The sequence below is a fragment of the Polaromonas aquatica genome, from assembly GCF_042659145.1.
Lineage (GTDB): Bacteria > Pseudomonadota > Gammaproteobacteria > Burkholderiales > Burkholderiaceae_C > Polaromonas > Polaromonas aquatica.
This window is the reverse complement of sequence record NZ_JBHSRS010000068.1, coordinates 1-19171: the sequence shown is the minus strand read 5'-3', so window position 1 is coordinate 19171 and position 19171 is coordinate 1. Positions and strand designations below refer to the sequence as shown.

17 protein-coding genes are annotated in these 19171 nt (G+C 55.1%); 7 read left to right on the top strand and 10 right to left on the bottom strand.

Going from position 1 to position 19171, the window contains the following annotated elements; all coding sequences use genetic code 11:
- Positions 1–104 precede the first annotated feature (104 nt).
- The gene (locus tag ACFQND_RS12920) at positions 105–527 is read left to right on the top strand and encodes a universal stress protein (protein WP_371435613.1); all 423 of its coding nucleotides are present in this window, start codon (positions 105–107) and stop codon (positions 525–527) included.
- Positions 528–757: 230 nt separating this feature from the next.
- Positions 758–2173 (top strand): dihydrolipoyl dehydrogenase, encoded by a 1416-nt coding sequence (gene lpdA / locus ACFQND_RS12915; protein ID WP_371435612.1) that lies wholly within the window; start codon positions 758–760, stop codon positions 2171–2173.
- A gap of 865 nt (positions 2174–3038) precedes the next feature.
- Here the strand turns inward: lpdA and ACFQND_RS12910 are convergent.
- The 8 genes from ACFQND_RS12910 to ACFQND_RS12875 form a co-directional block, all read right to left on the bottom strand.
- Entirely contained in the window at positions 3039–3317 is a 279-nt protein-coding gene (locus tag ACFQND_RS12910) for a zinc ribbon domain-containing protein (protein WP_371435614.1), read from the bottom strand.
- Between the two features lie 86 nt (positions 3318–3403).
- Positions 3404–3838 (bottom strand): MgtC/SapB family protein, encoded by a 435-nt coding sequence (locus tag ACFQND_RS12905; protein WP_371435611.1) that lies wholly within the window; start codon positions 3836–3838, stop codon positions 3404–3406.
- A gap of 44 nt (positions 3839–3882) precedes the next feature.
- Positions 3883–4218: a P-II family nitrogen regulator gene (locus ACFQND_RS12900; RefSeq protein WP_371435610.1), complete on the bottom strand. Its 336-nt coding sequence runs from the start codon at positions 4216–4218 to the stop codon at positions 3883–3885.
- Complete coding sequence (locus ACFQND_RS12895) at positions 4215–7337, bottom strand: efflux RND transporter permease subunit (RefSeq protein ID WP_371435609.1); 3123 nt, start codon at positions 7335–7337, stop codon at positions 4215–4217. Before ACFQND_RS12895 ends, ACFQND_RS12900 begins: the two co-directional genes overlap by 4 nt.
- A gap of 17 nt (positions 7338–7354) precedes the next feature.
- Positions 7355–8563 carry an efflux RND transporter periplasmic adaptor subunit gene (locus tag ACFQND_RS12890; RefSeq protein ID WP_371435608.1) on the bottom strand — a complete coding sequence of 403 codons (1209 nt, stop codon included), beginning with the start codon at positions 8561–8563 and terminating at the stop codon, positions 7355–7357.
- An 8-nt stretch (positions 8564–8571) separates the two neighbouring features.
- Complete coding sequence (locus ACFQND_RS12885) at positions 8572–9867, bottom strand: TolC family protein (RefSeq protein ID WP_371435607.1); 1296 nt, start codon at positions 9865–9867, stop codon at positions 8572–8574.
- Positions 9868–9961: 94 nt separating this feature from the next.
- Entirely contained in the window at positions 9962–10390 is a 429-nt protein-coding gene (locus ACFQND_RS12880; protein ID WP_371435606.1) for a hypothetical protein, read from the bottom strand.
- The gene (locus ACFQND_RS12875; RefSeq protein ID WP_371435605.1) at positions 10387–12321 is read right to left on the bottom strand and encodes an FTR1 family protein; all 1935 of its coding nucleotides are present in this window, start codon (positions 12319–12321) and stop codon (positions 10387–10389) included. Before ACFQND_RS12875 ends, ACFQND_RS12880 begins: the two co-directional genes overlap by 4 nt.
- Positions 12322–12702: 381 nt before the next feature.
- On the opposite strand from ACFQND_RS12875, the gene nadE reads away from it, so the two are divergent.
- A complete protein-coding gene (gene nadE / locus ACFQND_RS12870) occupies positions 12703–13575 on the top strand; it encodes an ammonia-dependent NAD(+) synthetase (RefSeq protein WP_371435604.1) in 873 nt (290 codons plus the stop codon).
- 3 nt (positions 13576–13578) lie between these two features.
- Here the strand turns inward: nadE and cadR are convergent, their stop codons facing one another.
- Positions 13579–13977 carry a Cd(II)/Pb(II)-responsive transcriptional regulator gene (gene cadR / locus ACFQND_RS12865; RefSeq protein WP_371435603.1) on the bottom strand — a complete coding sequence of 133 codons (399 nt, stop codon included), beginning with the start codon at positions 13975–13977 and terminating at the stop codon, positions 13579–13581.
- A 91-nt stretch (positions 13978–14068) separates the two neighbouring features.
- Here cadR and ACFQND_RS12860 point away from each other — a divergent pair, with 91 nt between their 5' ends.
- The 4 genes from ACFQND_RS12860 (at position 14069) to ACFQND_RS12845 (ending at position 18713) form a co-directional block, all read left to right on the top strand.
- The gene (locus ACFQND_RS12860) at positions 14069–16972 is read left to right on the top strand and encodes a heavy metal translocating P-type ATPase (protein ID WP_371435602.1); all 2904 of its coding nucleotides are present in this window, start codon (positions 14069–14071) and stop codon (positions 16970–16972) included.
- A complete protein-coding gene (locus tag ACFQND_RS12855) occupies positions 16969–17613 on the top strand; it encodes a phosphatase PAP2 family protein (protein ID WP_371435601.1) in 645 nt (214 codons plus the stop codon). The genes ACFQND_RS12860 and ACFQND_RS12855 overlap by 4 nt, the downstream gene beginning before the upstream one ends.
- 59 nt (positions 17614–17672) lie before the next feature.
- On the top strand, positions 17673–18176 hold the full coding sequence (gene lspA / locus ACFQND_RS12850; protein WP_371435600.1) for a signal peptidase II: 504 nt from the start codon (positions 17673–17675) through the stop codon (positions 18174–18176).
- Positions 18177–18311: 135 nt separating this feature from the next.
- The gene (locus ACFQND_RS12845; RefSeq protein ID WP_371435599.1) at positions 18312–18713 is read left to right on the top strand and encodes a MerR family transcriptional regulator; all 402 of its coding nucleotides are present in this window, start codon (positions 18312–18314) and stop codon (positions 18711–18713) included.
- 225 nt (positions 18714–18938) lie between these two features.
- Here ACFQND_RS12845 and ACFQND_RS12840 read toward each other — a convergent pair.
- A partial coding sequence (locus ACFQND_RS12840) for a hypothetical protein (RefSeq protein WP_377413750.1) occupies positions 18939–19171 on the bottom strand: 233 nt, incomplete at its 5' end.

Here is a 19171-nt window from a genome sequence, read left to right as displayed (position 1 = left end):
TTGAGAAAAGCTGGCACGCGGCACAGCTATTGAAGGCCGCATAATTGAGCAGCTAAGAGGTACGTCCAACAGGGGCAGGTTCATTTACCCTTAAGGAGCCAATAATGAAAATCCTGCTTGCGGCAGACGGTAGTCCGTTCACACAAAAAGCCCTCGAATTTATCGTTACACATCAAAGTCTCTCTGGAGCCGATGATGAACTCTCTGTTGTGAACGTCCAGGCCCCTGTCCCGGGGCGGGTATCGACTATGTTGAGACCATCAGAGGTCGCGGCCTACCATTCAGAAGAGTCCAGCAAAGTGCTGACGCCTATCAAAGCGTTTCTCGAACAGCACGGGATTCGGCATCACTGTACTGCCGTGGTTGGTGCCGTAGTGGAAGAAATCATTGGCGCAGCCAAAAAGGATCAAGCTCAATTGATCGTAATGGGGACCCACGGCCACGGATGGCTCGGTCGCGCCTTGTTGGGCAGCACCACCCAACGCGTAATTGTTGATAGCCCCGTTGCAGTGCTGCTGGTGAAATAGCCAAAGAATACCTGTCTCAAGATCATTGGATAACAGCCCAGGCGCGGAATAAAAATATTCAGGGACTATGTTCTATCGCAAGTTATCAAAAACTTTAGAAAGACTTTACCCAGAAAACTCCGCCTATGTGCAATGACGTTTAAAAAACCTTCAACAGTATCCAATAGTTGACGGTTACGTAGATCAACGTAAATTTGACTTGGATCACCTCTGTAACACAGGAAATTTGAATGACTTCTTTTGATGTAGTAATCATTGGCGGAGGCCCGGGCGGCTACCAAGCCGCCATCCGCGGTGCCCAATTGGGGATGCGTATCTTATGCGTTGAAGACCGTGTCCGGTTAGGTGGCACCTGCCTCAACGTGGGATGTATTCCGTCCAAGGCCTTGCTCGAATCGACCGAGCGCTATGTTGAAGCTCGCACCACTTTCACCACCCATGGGATAGATTTCACTGATCTGAGCGTGGACCTTAAGAGGCTGCTGGCCCACAAGGACGGGACAGTTGATGAGCTGGGACGCGGCATTGACTTTCTCTTTAACAAGAACAAGATCACTCGCCTGCTCGGCCGCGGCCGCCTTGATGGCGCCGGTCGCGTTGTTGTGAAGGCTTCTGAATCTGGAGAAGAGCAAACTATAGAAGCCAAGCACATCGTAATTGCAACTGGTTCCAAACCCATCTTGATTCCTGGCGTTCAAATTGATGAAGAGCGCGTCGTCTCGTCCACAGGTGCCCTTAGCTTTCAGAAGATTCCGAAACACCTTGTGGTGATTGGCGGCGGTTACGTTGGCCTGGAGTTGGGCTCTGTTTGGCACCGCCTTGGCTCGAGGGTCACAGTTGTGGAATATGCTAACCAAATTACACCCGGCCTCGACACCGAGATGGCCATGCAGTTGTTTAAAATGCTGCAGAAAGACGGTATCGATTTCGTGCTCGCCACGAAAGTGACTGGCGTGAGGTTTGATGCAGAGACCACCTTGGTTGACTTGTCACCCATTGGCGCAGATAAGCCAGCGCTCGCCCCACTCGCTTGTGATGCCGTGCTGGTAAGCGTTGGGCGAAAGCCCAATACCGACGGCTTAGAACTTGAATCGGCCGGCGTTCGCACTGACGCAAGGGGATTTATCCAGGTTAACCCCAAAACTTTTGAAACGACGTCAGCCAGTGTATTCGCCATTGGCGACGTCATTGGGGGCGCCATGCTTGCGCACAAGGCATCGGAAGAAGGAGTCGCGCTCATGGAAATGCTTGCAGGCCAAAAGCCGCATGTGAATTACAACGCGATTCCGTCAGTTATCTACACGTCACCGGAAGTTGCGTCTGTCGGTCAGACGGAAGAAGCCGTCAAAAGTGCTGGAATCCCTTACAAGGCTGGCAGGTTTCCGTTTAGCGCCAACGCTCGAGCCAAAGCGAAGAAGCAGACGGCAGGATTGGTCAAGGTTCTTGCGCATGCGGAGACGGACGAAATATTAGGAGTTCACATCATTGGGCCTGAGGCGGGCTCGCTAATTCATGAAGCGGTAGTCGCCATGGAATTTCGGGCATCCTCTGAGGACATTGCTCGGTGCTGTCATGCGCATCCCACACTTCCAGAGGCTCTGCGTGAAGCCGCGCTGGCAGTAGCTGGCCGGGCAATACACATTTAACGGGTTTAACACTACAGTTGGGGCGCAAGGAATTTGGAACTGATTCAAATCAGTGCATCGTCTGCGAGAAAAATTTCGTTGAGGTAAGGACAATTCCAGTATAAAATCCCGCATTCAGCGGGTTGTCTGGCATTGAATTTATTCCCGTGTCGCCTCGCCTTTACGCTTATAGTTGTAAACGATAGATTCTTTGTATACAGACAAGCATTGGCGGCTCCGCCTCCCGTAAAATCCGATCAATTTAAGATATCAAGGACCATTACCATTCAACAAGGTGGGCTCCCCTCGTTCGCCAATCGGCCTCATTTTGTACTCCTGCGGCCCTTGTTCAACTGCTTCTTCTCGGACCTAGGTCGTCTCTTTCTGACTCTATCCCGCCATAAAAAAAACAATATCATCGCTAATAGCAATAAGCCAACGATTCCCCCGGAAAGCAGGACAGCGCTGAGACTTTCGTGCGACGCCTCTGAAGGGCTGTGAAAATTAGAAGGCATGAAACGTTCCCATTGATTGTTACGCACAAGTTGGCATCGATCTCGTCAACAACGAATGATCACTAAGACTGCCCGACTTCGCACATGGGGAAGTACAGGCATAGCAATTGCCACCTTGTCCTTTTCTTTAGCACTTGAGGCGGCAAACTTACTCACTTCCGATAGTGACATATAACGAATACGAAAAAGCCTTTGCTCAGCTTTCGCTGGCGGCAATTTGAGCCCCACATGTCGAATGAGGGTCCAAAGCTGTCCTTTTATACCTATAGGGCTAAGTTTCGGCGCATTTTGCGACCTGGAGCCAAAATAACTTCAGTTCACAAATAGCTCCTGTGCCGTCACCGCTGCTGACCAAATTGCAGCAGGGGTAGTCAAGTTTGCGATTGACCGCAGTTTGGACAAAACTTTGCGCCCGAAGCAAGGCTAGCCCTGCACGAAACACAAGTACTAGGCGCCATTGATTTTCCGCACTGTGCGCAGAAGCGCGCACCTTGAAGGTTGGGCGCAGAACAAGCAGGGCAAGAAATGCCGCCACTGGACGGGGGCGCAGGAACCGGCGGTGGGGGCGGATTTCGATAATCGTCATCTCGGTAGCCGTGACGGCCTCCGCCGTGTCCGCCGTGGCCACCTCCATGGTGTCCACCACTCATGCCCGAAATCAGTTTGCCAAAAAAGCTCATTTTCTTACTCCTTGTGTTGATAACAGTTCAAACCCAGTAAAAGCGATCACCTTGCATTAGGTTCGATGATCGCTATCTTTCCCAGATATCCTTTTCCATCCAGGCAAGTATTGAAGACACAGCGTTCCCAGCAGGAGCACGCTTGACAGGACTGCAAGAACATACATGCCAAACGCACTCGCCATGCCAACTGCTGCGGTAGCCCAGAGGGTCGCTGCCGTGGTCAATCCGGCAACCCCAGTCTTTTCCTTAAAAATCACGCCAGCGCCTATGAAACCGATGCCGGAGACCACCTGCGCGGCGATGCGTGTGGTGTCACCACCTGCGTGAACAGATATCAGACTGAAAGCACAAGCGCCCATGGAGGTAGCCATATACGTTCTGAGGCCCGCATCACTGTTGCAACGTTCACGCTCCCATCCGATCATCCCGCCAAGAATGGCGGACAACACAATACGGAAAGCGTAAAGAAGCTCAGTTGCGAGATCCATGGAAATGCAAATTCATGTTGTGGGAATTATGCGAAAGAAGGGCTTTAAACGACAGGTACGGCACTGAGTACATCGACTACATAGACCCAACCAGCGTTGGCCTGTCCTGTCCGCGCAGACGCCACGATGAGCTTTACCAACTCGTCGACGTGCTGTTCAGAGCAATGGAGTTCCAGCTTGTATTCGTCGATCACCTCATCGCCAAGGTCGACCGAATAACGGCGTTCACCTTCATCGAGCGGTACAAGCGATCCCTTCACCATGTAGGCCGTCAGATTATGCTCATCGTTACTCATGGTCGTCCAGGCGACTGAGCTTTTTAATGCATTGATAACTTCCGCGACGCGATTGCGGTGAATGTATGCCTTAATTTCTTTCACAACGATGCTCCTTGATTAGCGATGAGTTTTTGTGCATTGCGCTCAGCCCGAAGTTCGGACCATTCATAAAAAAGCGGCAGGAGAAGCAACGTTAGAGCCGTCGAGGTAAACAAGCCACCCACCACGACCGTGGCAAGTGGGCGCTGAGTCTCTGCACCAACCCCGGTAGACAGAAGCATGGGAACCAAGCCAAGGATGGCGACCGAGGCAGTCATCAGCACGGGCCGTAGCCGCAACTCCGCGCCGCGACGCACTGCATCCCTAATGGATAACCCCTGACCCCGCTGGTCGTTGAGGAATGTGACCATCACAATGCCGTTGAGCATGGCCACCCCGAAAACTGCGATAAATCCAATGGCGGATGGCACCGAAAGGTATTGGCCGGTGATAAAGAGGCCGACGATGCCCCCAATGATGGCAAAGGGAACGTTGGCAATGATCAGGGTAGCGTGGCGCACCGAATTAAATGCCGTGTACAGCAACATGAAAATCAAGCCAATGGTCAGAGGAACAATCACCGCGAGGCGAGCCATCGCTCTCTGCTGGTTTTCGAAAGCGCCGCCCCACTGAAAATAATAACCTGCAGGCAGTTTTACTTGCTGCGCTATCTTTGCGTTAGCTTCCTTTACAAAGCTGTCCACATCTCGCCCTTTCACATCCATTTGCAGCACCGAGTAGCGTTGTAAGGACTCCCGGCGTACAAAGGAATAGCCTTCATCCAGCTCGATGGACGCGACTTGGGAGAATGGCACCAGTGCGCCGCCTGCAGTACGAATTGGAATGGCGGCAATCGAACTTGGGTCGGCTCGAAAAGCATCGGAAAGCCGCACCGCAATATCAAACCGCTTTGTACCGTCAATAAGTGTGGAAACCGCTTCCCCGCCAATACCGGCTTTCACAACCTCCAAAATTTCATCAGCATTGATACCGTAACGGGCGGCCGCCTCGCGATTGACTTTGATCACCAATTGAGGCTTCCCTTTGTTGGCCTCGGCTGACAAATCGGCCACCCCTGACACTTCGCCCAGCACGCCCTGCAACTGCGCGGTAAGCCGGTCCAGCGTCGCCAGATCCTGCCCGTAAAGCTTCAGCGCCAGAGTCGCCCTCACGCCAGATATCAGTTCTTCGACGCGCGACTGAATGGGCTGAGTGGCTGCTATAACAGCGGTTGGAATGACTTTTTCAAGGGCCTCCTGCATCTCGTGGGCGAGTTCAGGGTATGGGATTTTTTTAGGCCATTCGGACTGCAGCTTGGTCGCCACAAGTATCTCCATGGAGTTCACATCCGTAGTCTCGCCACCCTCCGCGCGGCCAATTGTTGAAAGCACCGAATCGACTTGAGGAAACTGTTTCTTCAGTTCAGCGCTAATGACATTGGAGACCCTGATTGACTCATCCAGCGATGCAGATGGAATGCCGGTGACGCGCAAAAGAATGGTGCCCTCTTGGAGCTGCGGCATGAATTCCTTACCCAGAAATGGAAATAAAGCCAAAGATCCTGCAAGCAGCGCTAGTGCAATCGCAATCACAAGCTTTTTGCGCTCAAGCGCCCAGTCGAGCAATGGCAGGTAGGACTTTTTGGCCCAACGCACCACGAATGTATCTTTCTCTTCTTTAGGCTTCAGTATCAGCGCTGCCAGGACAGGTACGAGCGTCATTGACAGCAACAAGGACCCGGCCATCGCAAAAGTAATTGTGAAAGCCATTGGCTTAAACAGCTTGCCCTCCAGACCGGTCAAAGAGAACAAAGGCAAGAAGACGACGATGATGATCAGGATCGCGAAAGCGATGGGATTCATCACCTCACGTGCAGCTTCCAGGATCAAATGCGTCTTTTTTATGGGTTTACCCGACTCCCTGGCATGCGCGAGCAATCGAAAAGCGTTCTCCACCATCACGATGGCACCGTCCACCATCATCCCGGTGCCTATCGCCAAGCCGGCCAGCGACATCAGATTGGCCGTCACACCAAACTGTTGCATGAGGATGAATGCGATGAGCATCGCCATAGGTAAGGTAACGATCACCACGATGGCTGAGCGGAAGTCTCCCAAAAACAAAAACAAAATGATGGCTACAAGTATGGCGCCCTCTACCAACGAGCTTTCGGCGGTCTTCAGTGCTTTGTCCACCAGATCTGTACGGTCGTAGACGGGTATCAGCGATACCCCTTTTGGCAAGGCTGCCTGCGCCAAGGCCAACTTAGCTTTCACCGCGTCGACGACGTTTTTCGCATTCTCATTGACTCGCGACAAGGCAATGCCTAGGACGGCCTCTTTTCCATCACGGGTGACTGCACCGAAACGAGGTGTTGCTGCTTCTTTAACCTCAGCGACATCACGAACAAAGATAGGGGCACCGTTGCGTTCTGCCACCACAATGCCGGCAATATCAGAGGTTCCAGCAACAAGGCCGAGGCCGCGAACCAGATACTGTTCCGCCCCCAAATTGATGGACTGTCCGCCCACCTGCTTATTGTTCGCTGCGAGTCTTTCCATGACCTGCTTAAAGGTCAAGCCATATTTGATCAACTTGTTGGGGTCAATCTGCACCTGAAATTGCTTCTGATCACCGCCGAAAGAAATCACATCGTCCACACCAGGCGCCGTACGCATGATCAACCGAACCGTCCAGTCGTGCAGCGTACGCAAATCCATGATGCTCAGCTTTTTATCTGCTGACTCAATGGTGTACCAGAACACTTGGCCCAAGCCGGAGCTATTCGGACCTAATACCGGTTCTCCATAGCCTTGCGGCAACCGTCCTTTGGCCTCCTGCAGCTTTTCGCCTACAAGACGACGGGCAAAGTAAATATCAACATTGTCTTTAAAGTAAACCCCGACGTACGACAGGCCAAACAATGAAATCGAACGAACCTCTTCGACGCCAGGCAATCCCGCCATCGCACCTTCAATGGGGGTGGTGAGCAATCTTTCGACATCCTCGGCGGCAAGACCGGGCGATTCGGTGTAGACATTGACCTGTATTGGGGTCACGTCCGGAAATGCGTCTACAGGTACGGTACGGAAGGCCTGTACCCCGAGGCCGACCAGAACAGCAAAAGCGACAAGAACCAGAACTTTGTAACGCAGCGACGCATCGACGATGGCATTGAGCATGATGTGTGTTTCCTAACTCAATCCGATGCGCCGATTTGCGACTTCAATATACGTGCCTTGAGCGCGTAAGCCCCTGCAGCAACGATCTGATCGCCAGGTTTCACGCCAGATTTGATCAGCGTTCTGCCACCAACCTTGTCGCCCAGTTCGATGGCTCGGGGTTCAAACCCGCCGTTTTCCATCACAAAGATAGTGGGTTGTCCTTGCAGAAGCGAAATTGCCCCATCCGGAACTGAGATGACTTCCTTTTTGCTACCCGTTGCGATGGTCGCGTTGGCAAACATTTCCGGTTTGAGACGACCATCCTTGTTGGCCACTTCGATACGGGCTGCGATGGTGCGACTGTCTTTGTCCAATACGTTGGCGATATAAGCAACGCGGCCGGTAAAGCGCTCATCGGGGTAAGCTCCTACCGTCACGTTCGCGGTTGCACCCTTCCTGACTTTTGAGAGAAGCTGGTCGGTAAGGTTCGCCTCAATCCAGACCGTGGATAGGTCGGCGATTGTAAAAACAGCGTCGGCAGGAGAGCCTAGTTCACCGATCGTTGCTTTCTTCTGTATGACGGTACCGGCAAATGGCGCCACCAGCGCGAACGTTGACTGTGCTTGTCCGCTGGCACTTGCTGCCCCCCCAAGAAGCCGTAATTTGTCACGTGCCGCGCGTGATTCAGCACTGGCCCTTTCCAACTCCCCGCGCGCTCTGAGTAAATCTTTTTGTGGAATGATTTCTTCTGCGCTAAGCGACTCCGCACGCTTTAAGTCAGCCTGAGCAACGCGCTCGGAAGATTGTGCGCGCAGCAGTGTTGATTGCGCCTCGCCGATTGCAAGGCTGTCCATAACTGCCAACGCCTGCCCCGCGCGGACGGTATCACCCAGGTTTGCTGACACGCTCACAATGCGACCTTCGACGCGAGGCGCGATCTTGGCAACACGGTCCTGGTTAGGACGGATGGTCGCCGTGACGTTGATGGAATCCTCCAGGAGGCGTGGGTTAATTTCCTCAAGCTTGATCCCGGCTCTTTCCTGCTCTTCCGCGGATAGTTTCAAGCCCTTTTCTTCCTTGCCAGCACCCCCTTTTGCGTCCTGCTTGGTTTCTTTTTTTGAAGATTCTGCGCCGTTGGCAGTCTTGTCCCCGCACCCCCCTAAGACCAGCAGGATAGCGATTAGCGCGGAGGCACCCGTCAGGCGATGCAAACGGGAGATATTGAAAGATTTAGAAGTGTTCATGATGAGTCTCATTGTTTAGGCCAGCCTGATTCCAGCTCGAGCGCTGCGCGGGTACTGTGGTATTCGGAAAGTGCTTCGATAAGGTCGCGCCTGGCGTCCAGTGCCTGGCGATTGACGACGATCAACTCCAGCAGGCCGATCTGCCCGGCTTGGCGTGACTTCACTGATAGGCTAAGGTTTTCGGTCAGTGCTGGCAGCACGACATCCTGCAGCCGACGCACGCGCTGTTCCTGGCTGTTCACTCTGGACCAGAGCGATATCACATTAGCTCTGACATCTCGCTGCGCTGATTCCCGTTCAATTTGCGCCTGAGTTGCCTCGCTGCTGGCTTGACCAATACCAGCTGCGTTGCGTTTAAATAGCGGCAGGGGCACAGAGACAGATATGGTCGTCAGTCTTTCCCGAGCGCCCAGGGAGCCTTCGCGGCCTACGTTCAGGCCAACCGTCACATCGGGAGACCTGCTGGCGCGTTCAAGCCGGTACCGGGAATTTGCACTTTTCTCACGCGCAACGAGTGCCAACAGTCGCGGTTGTGAATCCAGACTATCCAGAAGGTCGCTCAATGCAAAACCCATGGCTTGGGGTGTGAGCTCTCCCTGCGCCAGTGGCAGCGCTGGCCCCACAAGTTGGAGGCGTGCTGCAAGCTCCGCACGCTCTTCAGTCAGTTGCTCCTGCGCTTGAGCCAATTGATTTCTGGCACGCTCTGCTTCCACCAAGGCAACGTTCGCATCAAGCTTGGTGTCTTCACCTGCGCTTCGACGTTTCTGAACGGCAGCAGCAGCATCATTAAACAGTTTGAGCGCTTGTGTTTCCAGTTCTACGCGCTGCTGCAGTGCCAATACCCGATAAAAGCGGGATGACACATCGCTGCGAACCTGGCGCTGGGTATCAACGATTTCGTAGCGGAGTGCTTCAAGCGCCGAGGCGGCAGTTTCCCGTCGAAATCCGCCCTGCCCGCCCGTTTCAAAGGCTTGGGACAGGCCTCCGTTCCATTCGTTACGTCGCTCAGGACCCATCCCAGCTTGCGGAACCACACGTCTGGTTTTGTCTACTGAAAGTTGTGGATTGTTAAACAGCAGGGACTTGGCGTCGGTATTAAAACCCTCTGCAGCAGCGAGTTGCGCTTGCTTGGCGCGCAAGGCCGGATTGGACAATGCAGCCTTGGCCAGCGCTTCCGGGAGGCTCAAAGGCGTCAATTCAGTCGCAGGAACAGTTGCAGTGCTTGCGACGGGAGTGACTTGGCCAAAGCCGGGGGAAGATAAAAAAAGCAGGGTGCAGGCAAGCGCCAGCATGTTCGGTCGCATCGAATTCTCCTAGTTGCGAAAACCAAGGGGGAGAATCCGGCGGAAAGCTCGCTACCGAAGGGTAGCTAAAAAGATGGGAAGCGTTCTCGCCGGATCAGACGGCGAGGCTCCAATTGGGACGGTCGATTAAATTCGGAGCCCTGAAACGCGTCTGGATGGTCTCAGGTGGGACGTAAATCGACGTGTTAGCAGCCGGCAAGTTTCCAAGGATGGTCGGGGGTGGCTGGGCGCACCCGCTGTGGCAGTAGCCACAGTCCGGATCGCAACCTCCTGCAAAGGACACGGCTGCCTCGTCACTTTGCGTTGCGACCTTGTGCACGTGGGCATGGTGTCCGAAGTGGCTGACCTTATCCCCTTTTTCATGGGCGCAATAGCCCGCAGCCGCTCCCCAGGCAAACTGGAAAGGAAGAAACACAATGAAAAAGAGGACGATGTATTTGCGCACAGCGGAAAGTGTATCAGTATCCCGTGACTTCAAAAGCTTATCAGAACCAAACTCGGTGTTATCCAAAAGTAGCGTCATCGCTTGGCGACAGTTCGCTGGCTCATGCGGTTGTACACAAGGCTTGCCACAATGATCAAAATGACCAGAACCTGGGCGCCGATGGTTTGGAGCGACGGATACACGCCTAAAGCATCGACGCGCGGAATCAGCATGGGTGTGTTTTCCAGCAACCCGACTTTTTGTAGTGCCGCGATGCCTTTACCCATCAGCACGATGGCGAGAATGCCGACCAGCGCCGAACTGTAGAGAAAGAACTGGCTGATGGGCAGCCTTGCGGATGAACGCAGCAACAGCCACGCGACACCAGCCAGTATCACAATGCCGGATCCCAGGCCTGCAAGCAGATAGATGCCATTGTCCTGGGTCCAGAGGGCGGCATAAAACAGGACGGTCTCGAAAACCTCACGATAGACCGTTATGAAAGACAGCAGGAAAAGCATCATGGCCGACTTCCTGTTCAGGGCCGACGACAACTTCTGTTTGACGTAGGCCTGCCAGCGTCCTGCCATGCTCTTTTGATGCATCCAAACACCTACGGCGAGTAAAACCAGCGACGCGAATACGGCGGAAAAACCTTCGGTCATTTCCCGGCTAGCCCCACTCAGTTCTACCAAATAGGTTGCAACGCCCCATGTCAAACCGCCGGCCACCAGGGCCGCGACCCAACCGGCATGCACATACGGAAGCACGTCGGCGCGTTCGGCCTTTTTCAAAAAAGCCAATATCGCCACGACCACCAGCAGTGCTTCCAGGCCCTCTCGCAACAAGATGGTCAGCGCGCCGAGATACGTTGACAAGGGGTCGTTGGATGCTCCCAGCGCTGACTGCCCCTCCGTCAATAGTACCTGCAAGCGCTTTTCCATAGTTCGAGCCTGCTCAACCTGACCCGCCGAAATGGAACTGCGAAAAGCGCCCATGTTCTTTTCAATATCCTCAAACAGTGGGCGATTTTTTGCGGCTAGCGCAGGCTCGACCGGTTCGAACCCATCGAGATAAGCAGACAAGGCAAGGCGAAGCGCCAGTGGCGTATCGCCCCTGTCCAGCGCGGCCATGCTGGCTTTCAATTTTTCTTTGGCAATCACCAGGCTATCGGCGCTTTGGGCGTCCAGCGTGTCCGGTGTACTCCTCAGATATGCCATCACCGGCTTTGCGTTGTCTACTCCGACTGTTTTGGCCAGCGCTGACTCTGATGTCTCGCTCAATTTTGGAAACGTGGGGATTGCGGCTCGAAGATTCGGTTGGGTACTCCAGAGCCTTGCACCTTCCTGGCGATCATGATCTGTATATGAAAGGGTCGAAGCAAAATACGCGACATTCCAACGCTCGTCTTCTGACAGTTCAGCGAAACTGCGCATGGACGTTCCTTTGACGCCCTGGGTGACGATTTGCTGGAGAGCGAAAACGCTGCGCTCCCGCGCACGCTCGTGATCGGCCAATGCAATCGGGGGCGGACTCAGCTTCGAGGCGAGCGGTCCATCCGCATGACCCGACGCGCCGTGGCATGCAGCGCACTGGCTTTGATAGAGCTTGGCTCCTTGCTGGAGATCAGGCAGTTTGGACGGCGACATGGGCACTGGATAAGACAGCAGTAAAGCACTGGACAAGCTGTGAGCCAGATCGCTCACAGTCGAGGACGCAGCCTTTGAGGTGATGCTGACTCTTAATGCGGCCGCCTTTTTCAACAGCTCTGGTTTGCCAGGAACAATGGGTAGTGCGGCCAGCTGAGTCTCTGCAGCCTGGGCAAACTCCTGCATTTCCTTGTATTCGTTCTCACTGACTGTCTGGCCGTCCTTGACCGCCTTCCCATAGTCGACGGCAACGTAATCGAGTAACTGCCATATTTGCTTGGCCTGACTTTGAGCCGCTAAATCTTGCGCCTGAGCTAGCGGCGTTCCCAGGAGGCAAGCCGATAAAACCAGCTTAACCCAGATCGACTTATAGCTGAACATTTGAAACATAAACTTGATCAAAAATGAGAATAATACTTATTCAAGTATAGAAGACAATCAATAATTACCTGTGTTCCAAATCAACGGATCAGACGATGCCAATAGGAAGTTCCGAAGGCTATTCACTTAGAAGACTGGATTAATAGGATTGCACTGCCGGGTTCGCCAATTGACAAGTCAGGAGACCTTTTGATACCCGAAATAATCCCGAGTTGACAGGTAAAAACACGCCTCTCAACATGAGCTTCAGCGCGTGTATCCAAGGGTCAGAGATAAGCTGTTGAGTCGAAGCACGTCTCGCACCGCGGCCTTTTGAAATCCTTAAATCGAACAGCTTAAGATTTCAGGGTCGTTGTGGTCTTGCCTCAGTCGGCGACCAAAATGAATTTAATCTCAATAGAAAGGCGTCAATACAAAGTCATGACAGATAGCCAAATACAGATCGCCGCCGAACTTGAGGTAGCCCTGCATTTCGATGCATCCACCGAAATCGCCAGCCGCATTCATTTTTTGGTCGAGTATGCGCGAGCGGCTGCCGCAAATTCCCTTGTATTGGGTATAAGCGGCGGGGTAGATTCCACCGTAGCCGCGCGGCTGTGTCAACTCGCGGTGGAGCAACTACGATCCTCAGGGATGCCGATCCGCTTCATCGCTATGCGCCTGCCGTATGCAGTGCAAGCCGATCAAGCTGATGCGCAGCGCGCGCTCGCCTTTATCCAACCGGATGAGGTATTGCTGATCAATATTAAGGCACCTGCGGACGCAATGCTTGAGCAGTTGAAAACTGCTGGGCTCCGGTTTAATGATCAATGGCATGAAGACTTTGTGCTTGGCAATATCAAGGCGCGGCAACGCATGATCGCCCAATACGCAATTGCGGGTGCCACGGGTGGGCTAGTAGTTGGAACGGACCATGCCGCTGAGGCGGTGATGGGCTTCTTCACCAAGTTCGGCGACGGCGGATTCGACGTGAGCCCGCTGAGCGGACTAACCAAGCGACGCGTTCGCGCCTTGGCGTTAGCTCTTGGTGCGGACGAGCACTTGGCGCGCAAAGTTCCCACAGCTGACCTCGAATCCATGCGGCCGCTGCATCCGGATGAGGCGGCGCTTGGCGTCAACTACGACGCCATCGACAATTTTCTGGAGGGCAAGGATGTCGACCCTGCTGCGGAAAAAATCATTTTGGAAACATTCCGCCGCACTGCCCACAAGCGGGCCCTACCTGCTGCTCCTGCCTTCCCGCGCGCAGCTTGAGCTTCAGACGGGCCCGGCCAGGCTGTTGAGAATTCCGCACTCGCGCGAGGTACGGACGGTATCGCAAGAGCGCCGCATGTCCATCAACCCGCGCTCCAGCTCTCGCAATTCTTTAATCTTTGCCCGCACCTGGACGATGTGCGAGTCGACCAGAGCATTCACTTCGCCGCAATCGAGCTCTGGCCGATCCCGAAAGCTCAGCAGTTGACGAATCTCATCAAGCGTCATGTCCTTGGCTCGGCAGCGGCGGATGAACAGCAAGCGCTGCAGGTGCGTATCGTCATAAAGCCTGAAATTGCCCATGCTGCGCGCGGGCTCTGGGAGCAAGCCTTCAGACTCGTAGAAGCGCACCGTGGGTACTTGGCAGTCCGCCTTCTGGGCCAATTTACCGATCTGCAGCATGGTCGACCTCCACAAAGCCTTGACTCTATACCAACTAGAGGTTGTTAAATAAAAGCATCCGGGGGAAAACCCTCCAAATCGAGAAAGAATTATGAACAATGACTCTTCCAACTCATGCGGCTGTTCCAGTGGACAACCGACGGGCTACGCAAGCACTAAAGCCGACACCGAATCCACCGTTTTCCATGTGAGCAACATGGACTGCCGCAACGAGGAAGCACTGGTGCGGCGCACGCTGGAGGGCATGTCCGGTTTACAGCGACTGGAATTTGACCTTCCGCAGCGCAGGCTGACCGTCTCGCACAGCCTGGGTTCGCCCGATGCCCTGGAACAGGCATTGAATGCGGTCGGCATGAAAGCACAGGCTGTCCGCGATGCCGCAGTGCTGACGACCTACCGCATCGAGAATATGGATTGCTCGAGCGAAGAAAAGCTTATCCGCACGCACCTGGGTGCGGTCGAGGGCGTCCAGGACCTGGACTTCGACCTGTCGGGGCGCACGCTGTCGGTAAAGCACCTGGAACAGGCACGCGCACAAATGGAGCAGGTACTGGCCTCCATTGGCATGCGTGCGAAGGAGCAGTCCGCCGCCGGTACCGAGCTTGCAGCAGTAACGACCGCCGTCAAACCACCGATCACGCAGCCACAGCCGGTCACGGTGACGCCCACCTCTACCGGTGAGCGCACAACCTACCGCATCGAGAACATGGATTGCCCGACGGAAGAAGCCTTAATCCGCGACCGCTTGGGCAAGGAGGCGGGCATCACTGCGCTCGACTTCAATCTGATGCAGCGTGTGCTGGGTATCCAGCATACCTTGCCGTCCGTGGAGCCCATCGAGAAGGCGCTTGCGTCTATCGGGATGCGAGCCGTGCGGGAGGGCCTCCAAGGGACCACCACCGTGCTACGCATTGCCAAGATGGACTGCCCGACCGAGGAAGGCCTGATCCGCGGCAAGCTGCAAGGCATGCCGGGCGTGCAAGGCCTGGACTTCAACCTGATGCAACGAACCTTGACGGTACGCCACACGCCGGATGCGCTCAAGCCTGCGGTCGAAGCGATCGAGTCGCTGGGTATGGAAGCCGAGGTGCAGCAAACCGAAGAAGCACGCGCTTCCGAGGCCCCCGCGCAGAAAACCAACTGGTGGCCGATGGTGGTCTCCGGCATCACGGCTGTGCTTGCCGAGGGCGTGTACTGGGCCAACGACGGATTTCACTGGGCGGTGGTCGTACTGGCCCTAGTCTCCATCTTCACTGGTGGACTCAGCACCTACAAAAAAGGCTGGATCGCACTGAAGAACCGCAACCTGAACATGAATGCCCTGATGTCCATCGCGGTCACGGGCGCGATGGCAATCGGACACTGGCCCGAGGCCGCCATGGTCATGTTCCTCTTTGCCCTGGCCGAGGTGATCGAGGCCAAGTCGCTGGATCGGGCCCGCAATGCCATCCGCGGCCTGATGGATCTGGCGCCGGAGACCGCGACCGTGCGGCAAGCCGACGGCTCATGGAAGGAAGTCCCGGCCAAGGAGGCCGTCAAGGGCGCAGTGGTCCGGGTGCGGCCCGGCGAGCGCATCGCACTGGATGGTCTGATCACCGCGGGACGCTCGGCCATCAATCAGGCGCCCATCACCGGCGAAAGCCTGCCGGTCGAGAAGGTCGAAGGCGACCAGGTATTCGCTGGCACCATCAACGAGACCGGCTCCTTCGAGTACCAGGTGACCGCGGGTGCCAACGACTCGACGCTCGCGCGCATCATCCATGCGGTGGAGTCGGCGCAGGGCAGCCGCGCGCCCACGCAGCGTTTCGTCGACCAGTTCGCCCGGGTCTACACGCCGGCCGTGTTTGCGGTGGCCGTGCTTATTGCGGTTGTTCCTCCGCTGGCCTTCGGTGGCGGCTGGTTTGACTGGATTTACAAGGCGCTGGTACTGCTGGTGGTAGCCTGCCCGTGCGCGCTGGTCATCTCTACGCCAGTCACCATCGTCAGTGGCTTGGCCGCTGCCGCCAGACGTGGCATCCTGATCAAGGGCGGCGTTTATCTGGAGGGCGGGCGCAAGCTCAAGGTGTTGGCCCTGGACAAGACAGGCACGCTGACCCACGGCAAGCCCGAGCAGACCGACTTTGTTCCTCTGGTGGGCGACGCGCAGGAGGTTGCCGCGTGGGCCGCGAGCCTGGCCGCCCGTTCGGACCATCCGGTGTCCCAGGCGATTGCCCGGAAGGCGAAACGCGACGGCGTCTCGCTGCACGAAGTAGATGACTTCGAGGCGCTGCCCGGACGCGGCGTGCGCGGGCGCATTGCCGGCCGAATGCTACAGATGGGCAATCACCGGCTCGCAAAGGAGCTGGGCCTCAGCGAAGCCGCGCTTCAGTCGCGGCTGGAGGCGCTGGAGCGCCAGGGCAAGACGGCGATCCTGCTGATGGATGAGGCCACCGTTCTAGGTATCTTCGCCGTGGCCGATACCGTGAAGGAAACCAGCCGTGAAGCCGTGGCCGACCTGCAGGCGCTGGGTGTGCGTACGCTGATGCTGACCGGCGACAACCAGCACACGGCCGCCGCGATCGCTGACCAGGTCGGGATCTCCGAGGCCCGGGGCGACCAGTTGCCCGAGGACAAGCTCAAAACCGTAGAAAGCCTTATCGGCGTTGAGGGCCAAGTGGGGATGGTTGGCGACGGCATCAACGATTCGCCCGCGCTCGCGCGCGCCGATATCGGTTTCGCCATGGGCGCGGCCGGCACCGACACTGCCATCGAAACGGCCGACGTCGCTTTAATGGACGACGATCTGCGCAAGATCCCCACATTCATCCGGCTGTCGCGCACCACCGCGTCTATCCTGACGCAAAACATCGTTCTGGCCCTAGGCATCAAGGTGGTGTTCGTCGCTCTGACATTTACGGGGCAGGCCACGATGTGGATGGCCGTCTTCGCCGACATGGGAGCGAGTCTGCTGGTCGTTTTCAATGGTCTCCGACTTCTTAAGCTCAAAACCCTATGACGGGCATGCAAATGCCGGACAACGCAACGCAGTGGCTGAAACTCTGGCTCTATAACTGGGGTGGCGCCAACATCGATTTTTTCTTGGCCATCCAGCGCCACCTACCTGACGGCTGGCTCTGGTTGCCCGAGGGTCTGAGTGCGCTCGGCAGTAGCTACTGGGGGGCCCCCGCAGTCGTTATTCTGATGCTGGTCTGGCAATGCGTCCGGGTTCGGGACAAGCAGTCTTTACTCAGCGTGCCCTTGTGCAGGTTCGTGCTCGGTTTGGCGCTGGGGATGACTGCTGCGGCTCTCGCCAAGGCAGTGTTCGCGCTACCGCGCCCCGCCGTTGTCCTCGGCGAGACCGTCTACCGTGCCGTTTCCGCTCCCGACAGCCTCTACAGCATGCCCAGCGGCCACTCAGTCTACGTTGGTGTTCTTGCGGCGGCGCTTTGGCCCGCTGTGGGCTGGCCGGGCAGGATGGGCCTTCTGGTGTTCGCTGTAGCTGTGGGCTGGTCGCGCATCGTGCTGGGTGCGCATTTTCCGGTCGACGTGGTCGTCGGCTTTGCGCTGGGCTGGGCGTGCGTCATTGCAGCAAGTCCCTTAGCTCGACGAGTTGCGCGTGTCCCGCTACTTACTCGAACTGGACGAAGTACCTCCTGACGCATTTTATATATGCAAAACCAAAACATACGAACTTTAAAAATTAACGGAGGCTATTCATGGGCAAAGTAAGGTGGTATGGACTCGCAATGGTCGTGTTCATTGCAGATCAGACTGCTAAAAGCTACGTCGATTTGAACACTCCCTTAGGATGGTCGGTCAATGTGACTTCATTCCTCAATTTGGTTCACATCCTTAATCCGGGCGCTGCGTTTAGCTTTCTTGCAGGCGCGGGTGGCTGGCAGAGATGGTTTTTTCTGGCTATCGCTTTGGCAATCTCAGCCTGGCTTGTTTGGTTTCTGTCTCGACCCTTGCACAAGTCGGAAGGCCTGGCCTGCGGCCTCATCCTAGGTGGAGCACTGGGCAATGCTTTCGACCGCGCGGTCCGGGGGCAGGTAGTCGATTACCTTGACTTTTACTTCCGAGGCTGGCATTGGCCAGCGTTCAACATTGCTGACATGGCTATCGTGGGCGGTGCGATGGTGCTGGTCGCAAACACTTTCGTCAATAAAGAAAAAACTCCGGCGCAAAATCAAAACTCAATTGAAAAAAAAGTTAACTAATGCTCTAAAAATGCTGAATCTTCGCAGGGCTCAGAGCATTTAAGCGAGGGCTGGAACGGCGACTCTCAGTTAGTCCTGTACTTGGACCAACAAATAGTTCAAAGGCACGGCCGAAGAAACGCTGAGGTAAAAGCAGTGAAAAATAAAAGTTCTTCACAACCCATCAGGCTTAAAGTTCAAGTCATGAAAATAGGAGAGCTGGCTCTCAATTCTGGCTGTCCGGCATCCACGATCCGGTATTACGAGTTAGAGCGTCTATTGTCAGCGCCAAAACGCAGTAAAGGCAATTTTCGTCTTTATGAGAAACATGATCTAGTCCGTTTGTCTTTCATCATGCAATGTCGTTCCATGGGCCTGAATATTGAAGAAGTTCGTACTTTTTTGGAATACCGTGACCACCCACGCCCGAATTGCGAAAAAATCGCCGGGTTGTTAGAGAAGCATATCGGGAAGGTTGGTGATGAGATTCGTATGCTCCAAGATCTCAAACGAGAACTGACGCGATTGCGCGGCAGCGCTGGCAATTTTCATCGCTGAAGACCCATGGTGACCGGCGTTTGGGTGTTTCAGCGCTTGTGCCTGTCATTTTTCGGATCTGCGACAAGCCAAAGATTTGAACGCTCGGCCGCTGTATAAAAAGGCCCACTTGAGCGCAAGGAAAACTTAAGCTCTAGTGAGTGAAAGTCACACTGCGCACAGATGAGCGATTCATCTTTCCTGTCGCCGCACTGCTATCACTGCATTCTTCGTTTAGACAGCGAATCAAGAAATCATGTCTGCGCGAGTCCAAAATTTGAGAACAGGGGTGTTCGTCCTTTTGATGCGGATTGACACGCCAGCGCCAAAATAGTCTTTATAAAACAACAAGTTAGATATTCGACATTTTTCGTCGAACTCGCCTTGAGTGCAGATTGGGGTCCCCTCGTTTTCAGTGCAATAACTGGCGGTTCGCAAACCCAGCACTGGCGCGGGGGTGGTGTGGGTAGATCGTTGAT